This window comes from Rheinheimera sp. 1928-s (assembly GCF_029269265.1).
Lineage (GTDB): Bacteria > Pseudomonadota > Gammaproteobacteria > Enterobacterales > Alteromonadaceae > Pararheinheimera.
In genome coordinates, this window is sequence record NZ_JARIXP010000014.1 from 36,152 (window position 1) to 45,661 (window position 9,510).

Consider the following 9,510-nt stretch of genomic DNA (forward strand, 5'->3'; position numbering starts at 1 on the left):
ATGAAACGCCCTGACCTATTAGTTGCCATCGGCATTGCCGGATTCGCCGCGGTAATAGTAATGGCCGTCTACCCTCGCCCTGCTACGACTCATGCTGAGTACTGTGCTGAAGAAATGGTTACCCGCCGTGTAAATGATGGCCGCCTGGTTGAATCCCGCAGCTGTGTGAGCTGGGTCGGCTGGCCTATTGAAGTAAAGGAAGTTCAGCAATGACAAATGCATATGCCCAGGCGCTGGCCACTCTTCAGCAGCAGCCAGACCACGAATTAAAACAAATTGGCGACCAGTGGGAAACTCCACCAGAAATAGCATGGGGCCTGTTCTACACCTTCGCACCAAAGATTGGCCCTATTGTGCTGGATATTTTTGCAGACGACTGCAATGCACTGGTGGCGAACTATTACACGGCCGCAGATAACGCACTGCAGCAAGATTTAGCCGGCGACCTTCGTCAGTTAAGTGGTGCTGCATTTGGTAATCCCCCTTATTCAATCCCTAAGGTGGATAGCGAAAACAACCCAATTACTGGTATGGAGAACATTCTGGATTGGTGCCGGGCTCAACGCGACCAGGGCGCCAAAATCATGCTGTTGGTCAAAGTGGCAACGTCTGAGGGCTGGTGGCCTGAAGATGCTGACTTTATCCAGTTTATTGCTGGTCGCATCGGTTTCAAAGCACCGAGCTGGTACAAGCCACGTGATCCGAAAAAAGACAAACCAGCCTCAAGCGGTTTTGCCAGTGCAGTGATCATTTGGGATAAAGACTGGAAACTGGAACGCCGCCCCGTGGAGCGCTTAAGCCGTGACCAGCTTTTCACAACTGGCCGCATGCTTTTAGACATGATCAACGCCCGGGCTGAACAGATTGCTGATGTACGTTTATCAGCACCAGCTGAAACAGAAACCTCAGTTTGCGCAACAAAACAGCCAGAAACTGCATCAGAACAAGCCAAAAACGTATTAAACCATACTGAAATTGCATCAGATCAATCCAACTATGCATCAGAACCGGCTTTACCTGTATTAAACGACACCTGGCCTATTGAAGTCACTGAGCTCGTTGAATCAGCGCTAGACCAATGCCCCTGTGAACCCAATGACGCTTTCTATGCAGAGTTGTGCGCTCTGGCTAATGCGCTGCGCCTTTCCGGTAAATCAAATGAAGAAGCTATTCAGGCTGTAGTGGCAACTCTGAAGGAAGTCGCTGCTGATCACTTACAAGGTGATGCGGCATGAGTACATTAAAAAAACCAGCAATGCGCTATCACGGAGCAAAGTTCCGACTGGCTCCCTGGGTGATTAGCCACTTTCCGGCACACAGATGCTATGTCGAATGCTTTGGCGGTGCTGCAGGCGTACTGCTGCGCAAAGAGCCCTCTTACTCTGAAGTGTATAACGACCTTGATTCTGAAATCGTAAACTTCTTTCAGGTGTTGCGTGACCCTGCTACCAACCAGAAGTTGGAACGGGCCTGCAGATTAACGCCATACAGCAGAGAAGAGTTTGTACTGGCTTGCCAAGCCTATGAGGGTGATTGCCGGATTGAACGAGCCAGACGTGTAGTAGTTCGGGCCACTATGGGTTTTGGTGTAGCAGCTGGAACAGCAGGCAATACCGGATTCAGAACAGACACCAAACGCAAATACGGCAACGCCATGCACCTTTGGGCTGAGTATCCAGATCACATGGCTGAACTTGGTAAACGCTTTGCCGGAGTACTGATTGAAAACCGTGACGCTCTGCAGGTAATGCAAGCGCACGATACGCCGGACACTTTGCACTACGTTGATCCGCCCTATCTACCAGAAACCAGGTGCAGCAGAAACCGCTATTACCGCCACGAAATGACAGTGGCAGATCATGAGGTTTTGCTTTCAGGCCTGAAGCAGCTGGAAGGCATGGTCATCATCAGCGGCTATGAAAGTGAACTCTATAACGACTTATTACCAGGCTGGCAGTTGAGTAAAACAACGGCCCGAATGAGTGCTGGCCGTGGTACTGGCTTACGCACTGAATGCCTTTGGATCAACCCAGCTGCAGTTGCGGCAAAAGAAAAGGAAGCAGAACAATGCGCGGCTTAATCGTAGATAACTTCGCAGGTGGCGGTGGCGCCAGCACAGGTATTGAAATGGCAATCGGCCGCTCTGTGGATATCGCAATCAACCACGACCCTGACGCCATTGCCATGCACACAGCCAATCACCCGAACACCCTGCACTACTGCGAATCTGTGTTTGATGTCGATCCGGTGCAAGCAACCGCTGGCCGTCCTGTTGATCTGTGTTGGTTGTCGCCGGACTGCAAACACTTTTCGAAAGCTAAGGGTGGTAAGCCAGTGAACAAAGAGATCCGTGGTTTAGCCTGGATTGGTGTGCGTTGGGCTCTGCTTGTTCGGCCAAAAGTGCTGATGCTTGAAAACGTCGAAGAGTTCAAAACGTGGGGCCCTGTTGTTGTCGACCTTGAAGGCCGTGCTTACCCATGCCCTAAGCGTAAAGGCGAAACATTTGAAGCATTCGTTGCAATCCTGAGTAACGGTATTTCACCGGACCACCCGGGCTTGGCTGAGTGTTGTGATGTGTTGGGTATCGATGATCCAACTCCATTAATCAAAGGCCTCGGCTATAAAGTAGAATACAAAGAGCTGCGCGCCTGTGACTATGGCGCCCCAACTATCCGCAAACGTCTGTTTATGGTGGCACGTTGTGATGGTCGGCCTGTTGTATGGCCAGAGCCAACTCACGGCGCACCAAATAGCGTAGATGTTAAATCAGGCAAACTACTGCCTTACAGAACTGCAGCTGAGTGTATTGATTTCAGCCGGCCAATCACCTCTATTTTCGATCGTCCAAAATGGTTGGCTCTTAACACTCTAAAACGGATAGCGAAGGGAACCAAACGATTTGTGATTGATGCTGAACGTCCTTTTATCGTTACCTGCAACCATGGCGGTGACCATTTTAGAGGACAGTCTATTGATGAACCATTTAACACGATAGTCGCTGCCCATGATGCACATGGTCTTGTTAAACCTGGTCTTGCGCCTTTCCTTACTGAACATGCTAATGCAAGCAATCAGAGAAATATGGCAGCAGATGAACCGATGCGGACTATATGCGCTCAGGTTAAAGGTGGTCACTTTGCATTGGTGAACGCACAACTTGCACCTTTTGCTATGGGTATAGGTGGACCCGCATACGCCAGAAATCCAAAGTCATTAGAGAGCCCAATGAATACTCTTTGTGCTACTCAACACAGCTATGTGGCAGCGCCAGTTCTGGTGCCAATACCTACACCTGACGACCCGATTGCTCATCAATCGTTAGTCTTTGGCCACATTATAAAGATGAAAGGTACTAATCTCGGCCAGTCACTAGACCAGCCTTTAGACACCATCACTGCAGGCGGTAATCATTTCGGTGAAATCCGTTCACTACTCGTCAAATATTATGGTTCCAGTGTAGCCCAGTCTGTTGATGACCCACTCGGCACAGTTACAACCAGAGATAGGTTTTCTGCTGTTAACTGCCAGTTAGATATACCTCCACTAACTGAACAGCAAAGACTCGATGCTTGGTGGGTTGCTCGTTTTATGGAAATGTATGGCCCCGACGAAGAAAAGGTAATTATCCCAGAGCCACGCAAACAGTTTATCTCTGTCGGCAACAGAATAATGACGGACCTTTTCATGAGAATGGTTGATCCTGATGAACTGTTTTTAGCAACGTCATTCCCTGCAAATTACAAAATTGACCAAGATGCCAAAGGTAACAAGGTATCTAAAAAAGTTCAGGTGGCTCGCTGTGGCAATGCCGTCCCACCTGTATTTGCCGAAGCACTAACCCGGGCGAACCTACCAGAACTATGCACCAGCAAACAGGAGCAAGCAGCATGATCATATTCCTTTGGGCTGTGGCCCTGATATTGATGTTAGTAGCCGGCGCTATCGCTATATGGATGCACAAGTACTCACGCATCAGCCAAAGCAGGCGTTTTCTGAGTAGCATTGAACGCTGGACATTTTATGGCGTGATCGCCATCTGTGTCGGCTCTGCCTTTTTTGTATTCCGGCTTTTCCCGTGGGGTGCTGTATGAGCTTGGAAAAAACAACACCAGTATCTGTTCTGCTGGTATGGCTTTCAAACCAGAGGCTGGATGCAACTGTAGAAAAGAAAGCTCAGAGCCAGTTAGAAACCGCACTTACTGAAAGTGGCTATTCATTCGTTCGTGAAAAACGCTTGTCTGATAGCGATATCGTTGATTTTTACCTGACGATTGACGGCTGTAAAGTTGCTTTAGAGTTGAAGGCCAAAGCGCAGCGCATCCGGATCTATCGCCAACTTGAGCGCTATGCAAAACATGAATCTGTGGACGCAGTGGTTCTACTGACAGCAACAGCAATGCAGTTACCTGCACTTATTGAAGGTAAACCCGCTTTTGTATCATCGATGGGAGCCGGCTGGTTATGATAAAAACTTACGGTAAGTTAAGCCTGGTGGATAACAAATGGATCATGACAGCCATTCCGCCTCATGTAGCCATAAGACTGAAACACTTATTCCCACGGATCCCTAAATGGCAATCCGGCGAATTCACCTTTCCCAACGACTCAGCTCACTGTGCTGATCTGTCGTGGTTCCAGCAGCGCTACCCCATGCAGATGTCAGGTAGCGATAGCATCAGCCTGAACAATGGCCGGATTAGTTTTGAAAACACCCAGGCTCGGATGGAAGTAATACTGCGGCCTGATTATAAGCCTGCAGATCGCCATGGGTTAAAAGAAGGGCAACAGATCCGGCAGTATCAGGGTCAAGCGATAGACTTAACGCTGGCGCGGTTGGCTCTTTTGCTGGGTGATGATGTTGGCCTTGGCAAAACCTACACCACAGCCGGACTTTTACTTGAAGCTGGTACAGTGCCTGCTGCAGTCGTTATGCAAACCCATTTACAGGCGCAGTGGCAAGAGAAAATAGAAAGCTTCACTACGTTAAAGGTTCACAAAATTAAAGGTACCAAACCATACAGCCTGCCACCAGCAGACGTTTATCTGTACCGCTATAGTCAGCTACTGGGTTGGATAGATACCTTTTCTGATGGGTTCTTTAAAACCGTAGCATATGACGAAATACAGGAACTGCGGACCGGTACCAAGAGCGGCAAAGGCGAAGCTGCAAAACTACTATCTGATTCATCACAATACAAATTAGGGCTATCAGCCACACCTATTTACAACTATGGCGCCGAAATCTGGAACATCATGCAGTTTCTGGACAGCTCACTTTTAGGATCGTTTGACGAATTTACCCGTGAATGGTGTAAGGACGACAAGCAAGTAGCAGACCCTGAGGCGTTGGGTTCTTACCTGCGTGAACAAAACGTAATGCTACGCCGCACTAAGCGTGATGTTGGCCAACAGATGCCGCCAATTAATTCGATCATTGAACATGTCGAAGCAGACGAAAAAGCCATTAAATCTATCGACGAATTAGCCAGGCAGCTGGCGCTTAAAACAGTGTCTGGCTCCTTTATGGAGCGTGGCCGCGCTGGCCGTGAATTGGACCTGCTGTTGCGCCATGCAACCGGAGTATCAAAGGCTCTCAGCGTTGCACGTTACGCCAGCATTCTGGCTGAAAACGGAGTGCCGTTTATGCTGATGGGCTGGCACCGTGATGTGTATGACATTTGGCTGAAGGAGCTGGCCAGATTCAAACCTGTTATGTACACAGGCAGCGAATCTGAAGCACAGAAAAACGAAGCCAAGCGCCGTTTTGTTGAAGGTGAAACCAACATCTTCATTATGTCGCTGCGAAGTGGCGCTGGCCTTGATGGCCTGCAGTTCCGTTGTTCAACCGTACTGTTTGGCGAGTTGGACTGGTCCCCTAAAGTGCATGAGCAAATCATTGGTCGTTTGGACCGTGAAGGCCAGCAAGAGCAGATCACTGCTGTTTACCTGAATACTGATGAAGGTTCAGATCCGCCGATGGTTGAACTGCTGGGCCTGAAACAATCTCAAGCCACTGGCATTATAGACCCGGGCAAACAGCTTGAAGCCAGGCATTCAGATAAAACCCGTATTCAAGCGCTGGCCGAACGCTACCTTGCCAGTCGCAATGCAGCAGTTAAGGAGTCAGCATAATGGCCTACGCAAAAGACACACAAGTTAGCCAAACAGCCAGCCTGTTGGAAATTGAAAAGGTGTTGGCCAGATACGGCGCCGATCAATTCATGTACGGAAAGACAGGCCAATACGCTGTTATCGGTTTTGTTATGTCTGGCCGTCAAGTGCGGATCACTGTGCCACTGCCAGATAAAGCCGACCGACAGTTCTGGACTTCCGAAACAGGCCGAGCCCGCACTGAGTCAGTTGCACTCAAAGAGTGGGAACAGGCCTGTAAGCAAAAGTACCGTGCCCTTTCGCTGGTAGTTAAAGCAAAGCTGGAAGCAGTTGAAGCCGGGATCACCACATTTGAAGAAGAGTTCATGGCTCACCTGGTGCTACCAGGTGGCCAGACAGTAGGCCAACGCCTGCTGCCAGAAATTGATGAAGCGCAGCGCACTGGCAAGATGCCGCCACTATTGCCAAACCTTGGGGGTTAAGATGTCTCAGTCCACAAACCAACACAATGTTTTAACGACCAGCCAAGTGTGTACACGTTATGGCTGGAGTGAAACTACGCTATGGCGGCGGCAAAGAACAAACGACTACGGAATCCCTTTCCCACTCGCCGACTTTGATGGTCGACCAAATAAATGGCTGGAGAGTACCTTACTAGCCTGGGAGGAAGAAAACCGGAAGAACAAAAGACTAAAACAGGATGACTTGATTAAGACCACCGCCGCGTAGCGGCTGAGTGGTCACTCAACTGAATTATCTTCGTATACAACAGATTCAATCAGCGCACACCTGACACGACCAAGTTTATTGAGATTACAGATTACGTTATTGTCTTTTGCTAAGGTAGCCAACAATCGACCTATACAGTCAACCGAGTCAGCGTCATTCCAATCAAAAAAAGTTTCATTGGTCATGAATTCAAAAGTAGTCCCTTCAAAACTCTGTATCTCAATGTTCGGATTAGTTTTATCTAAAATCGCAACTTTTATAATCGAGTTTGGTAATACCTTAACCTCTGACGATTTTTTTGAATCAGAAAAACTTCCAATTTTGTATAAAATTGCGAATTTGGCTGCATCTCGAAGAAAGACAGTTAGCTCCCCTAAATTCATCGTCAGTTTTAGCGAATCAACTCGCTCATATTGCTCTCTTGTAGAATTTACTTTTGCAAATAGAGAATCACGATTTCGTTCAAGGTCAGCGTATTCTGATTGCAGTTTCTCCAATTTCATCTGCTCTATATTTTGAGCATAGACTGTGTCAAAACCATCTTTGTTTCTCTTTGTGAAAGAAATACAGTGTTTCAGAAAAAAATATCGCCACCCTGATAAAAGTGACGAAACAGAGCTAAAAAACAAAGTTAACAAAACACTGACCAGCAAAGGTAACCAAAAACTATAATCCCAATTTGCGAGCAGTCTATAATCGTAATGGTCAGTGCTAAGATAAAAATAAAACAAAAAATCCCTGTTGAAAATACACCATGAAAACACGAAGGACATAAGAAACGGGGACTCTATTCGCTCTTTGAGATAGCTTAATATGCTATCGATTGGCCCCTCAGGTTCTGAAACGTTAATTTTTTTACCACCGTCACCCGCCATACCTGGCTCCTTAAAATTGTTTTCCCCAAAATATCAGATAGGCACTTAGACAGACAATCTAATTAAACTGTGTTACAAACAAACTATGAAGCTCGGTTGATTTTGAACGAAACAACATTCTGCTCTTTGTTTAAAAGCTGCAAATGGTTATACCAGGTAATGTAAGCGTGTTCCTGATCCTTTAGATAATCGTGTTTGTTGTACACAGCCATTACGCCAGCAAGCTTGTGGCCAAGCATTTTTTCGATGATATACGGCGGAATGCCGAGTTCCGACAACGAAGTGTCTAACGTTCGGCGGCAGTCGTGCAGGCCCCAAGTAGCTAAACCAAGATGCTCAGAAATCCGGTTGGTGATGTTTACGAGGCTTTGGCCGCTGACAGGTTTATCTTTACCATTGTTGTAAGCGTCCTCAACGGGTACCAAATATTGCGAGTTGGGGAAAAAATCAATTAAACGCTGAATATATGGCATGAACGGTTCCGGTATTGGGCGGCGAACGGTATGGCCTGCTTTTGTATCCGAAGCCGTCCAGACTCTGTTTTTTAAATCCCAGTCCGATTTCAGTGAAGAGCGTAGCTCAACTGTACGACAACCGTATAGAAGCACAAGAATTGTAACCAAGCGATTTCTGGCACCGATTAAATTGGTTTCGTGCAGATATGGCCAAAGAAGCTTCAGTTCTGAATCGACCAGCCGGCGCTCTCCTACACTCTCCTTTTTGCCAATATCTGCAACTCGCAAATCATCTAAGGCCCTGCAGTCAGCAAAACGGTGAACCCGGCAAAAACGTAAAGCCTGTTTCAACTTACTAAGCAATATACCTGCCTGAACTGACGCATGCTCTCCATCAACACCTTTCATATCTTTGAACATTGCGATCCAGTGCCTGGTTTCAGTTTTCTCCAGCGGCACTTCACCCATGAACGGGTAAACGTGGTTAACAAACAACTTTCTCACCTTGCCTGCTGATTTAAGGTTTTTATCGACGTACTCAGTTAACCAATAGTCTATGGCCATTCGCACTGTCACTGGGCCAAGGTTGAGTTGTGTACCAATTTTCTTTTCGAAGCGAGGATCGATACCTTTGTCTGCATTGCGTTTAGCAGCGGCGTTACGCTCTCTGGCTTCACTTAAGCTGAGATCTGGGTAATTACCGAACCGGATCCGTACAGGACTGCCCTGCCAGCGATACCGACGCTGGAACGTGATCAAACCCTTAGGTGATATCCGGACAGACAACCCATCACGGTCAGCTATTTCTGCTGGACCATTGTAAGGTTTGCCGCTAATGCTTCGTAGTTTGGTGTCGCTGAGTGCCATGTTAAAGCCGATTTGGTACACATTTGGTACACAGTTTGTCTGATAGTAAGTGATAGATCAATGAAAAGGTGTGAAATGATAAAGAGTGAAAACCACTGAAAACACCAGAATTGGCGTGGCTTACATGGAAGTTTATGAACTAATGCGAAAACAGGTGAAATACAGAGGGGGACTTATACCAAGGGCCACGTTGTTGAATGGTATAATGCAGATTTTATGCGCCTTACGTGCCAGTAGATGACCCCCACTAAGAGCCATTTGGTACACAGCTTGGTACACAAAATTTATCCTGCAAGCGGCATGATAGCAAAACTAAGACCATATTCACAGAAGCTATAATCTGACATCATTAGCTTATTACCGCAGAAAACTTAAAGTGTGAGATTAAAATGAGTTCTGAAAATATTTCGCTTTTGTCTTTAGCTATATCTCTGGCGGCTTTTTATTTAAGTTTTATAGCTTACCGAGCAGAC

Annotated in this window: 10 protein-coding genes; 8 read left to right on the forward strand and 2 right to left on the reverse strand. The window is 47.2% G+C overall.

The genetic code is table 11. From position 1 onward, the window contains the following. Genes P3C17_RS20445 through P3C17_RS20480 form a run of 8 tightly spaced genes read left to right on the forward strand, consistent with a single transcriptional unit; the run spans position 1 to position 6,593 of the window. The gene (locus P3C17_RS20445; protein ID WP_300931147.1) at positions 1–213 is read left to right on the forward strand and encodes a hypothetical protein; all 213 of its coding nucleotides are present in this window, start codon (positions 1–3) and stop codon (positions 211–213) included. Then, a complete protein-coding gene (locus P3C17_RS20450) occupies positions 210–1,235 on the forward strand; it encodes a phage N-6-adenine-methyltransferase (protein WP_300931148.1) in 1,026 nt (341 codons plus the stop codon). Before P3C17_RS20445 ends, P3C17_RS20450 begins: the two co-directional genes overlap by 4 nt. Further along, positions 1,232–2,080 (forward strand): DNA adenine methylase, encoded by an 849-nt coding sequence (locus P3C17_RS20455; RefSeq protein WP_300931149.1) that lies wholly within the window; start codon positions 1,232–1,234, stop codon positions 2,078–2,080. The genes P3C17_RS20450 and P3C17_RS20455 overlap by 4 nt, the downstream gene beginning before the upstream one ends. Further along, complete coding sequence (locus P3C17_RS20460) at positions 2,068–3,891, forward strand: DNA cytosine methyltransferase (protein ID WP_300931150.1); 1,824 nt, start codon at positions 2,068–2,070, stop codon at positions 3,889–3,891. The genes P3C17_RS20455 and P3C17_RS20460 overlap by 13 nt, the downstream gene beginning before the upstream one ends. Continuing rightward, a complete protein-coding gene (locus P3C17_RS20465; RefSeq protein ID WP_300931151.1) occupies positions 3,888–4,091 on the forward strand; it encodes a hypothetical protein in 204 nt (67 codons plus the stop codon). Before P3C17_RS20460 ends, P3C17_RS20465 begins: the two co-directional genes overlap by 4 nt. Next, complete coding sequence (locus tag P3C17_RS20470) at positions 4,088–4,465, forward strand: hypothetical protein (protein WP_300931152.1); 378 nt, start codon at positions 4,088–4,090, stop codon at positions 4,463–4,465. Before P3C17_RS20465 ends, P3C17_RS20470 begins: the two co-directional genes overlap by 4 nt. Further along, complete coding sequence (locus P3C17_RS20475; protein WP_300931153.1) at positions 4,462–6,132, forward strand: DEAD/DEAH box helicase; 1,671 nt, start codon at positions 4,462–4,464, stop codon at positions 6,130–6,132. The genes P3C17_RS20470 and P3C17_RS20475 overlap by 4 nt, the downstream gene beginning before the upstream one ends. After that, the gene (locus P3C17_RS20480) at positions 6,132–6,593 is read left to right on the forward strand and encodes a hypothetical protein (RefSeq protein WP_300931154.1); all 462 of its coding nucleotides are present in this window, start codon (positions 6,132–6,134) and stop codon (positions 6,591–6,593) included. The genes P3C17_RS20475 and P3C17_RS20480 overlap by 1 nt, the downstream gene beginning before the upstream one ends. Before the next feature lie 258 nt (positions 6,594–6,851). Here the strand turns inward: P3C17_RS20480 and P3C17_RS20485 are convergent, their stop codons facing one another. Together P3C17_RS20485 and P3C17_RS20490 are read right to left on the reverse strand one after the other, a co-directional pair. Beyond that, a complete protein-coding gene (locus P3C17_RS20485) occupies positions 6,852–7,715 on the reverse strand; it encodes a hypothetical protein (RefSeq protein WP_300931155.1) in 864 nt (287 codons plus the stop codon). Between the two features lie 83 nt (positions 7,716–7,798). Then, a complete protein-coding gene (locus P3C17_RS20490; RefSeq protein ID WP_300931156.1) occupies positions 7,799–9,037 on the reverse strand; it encodes a site-specific integrase in 1,239 nt (412 codons plus the stop codon). Positions 9,038–9,510: the final 473 nt, after the last annotated feature.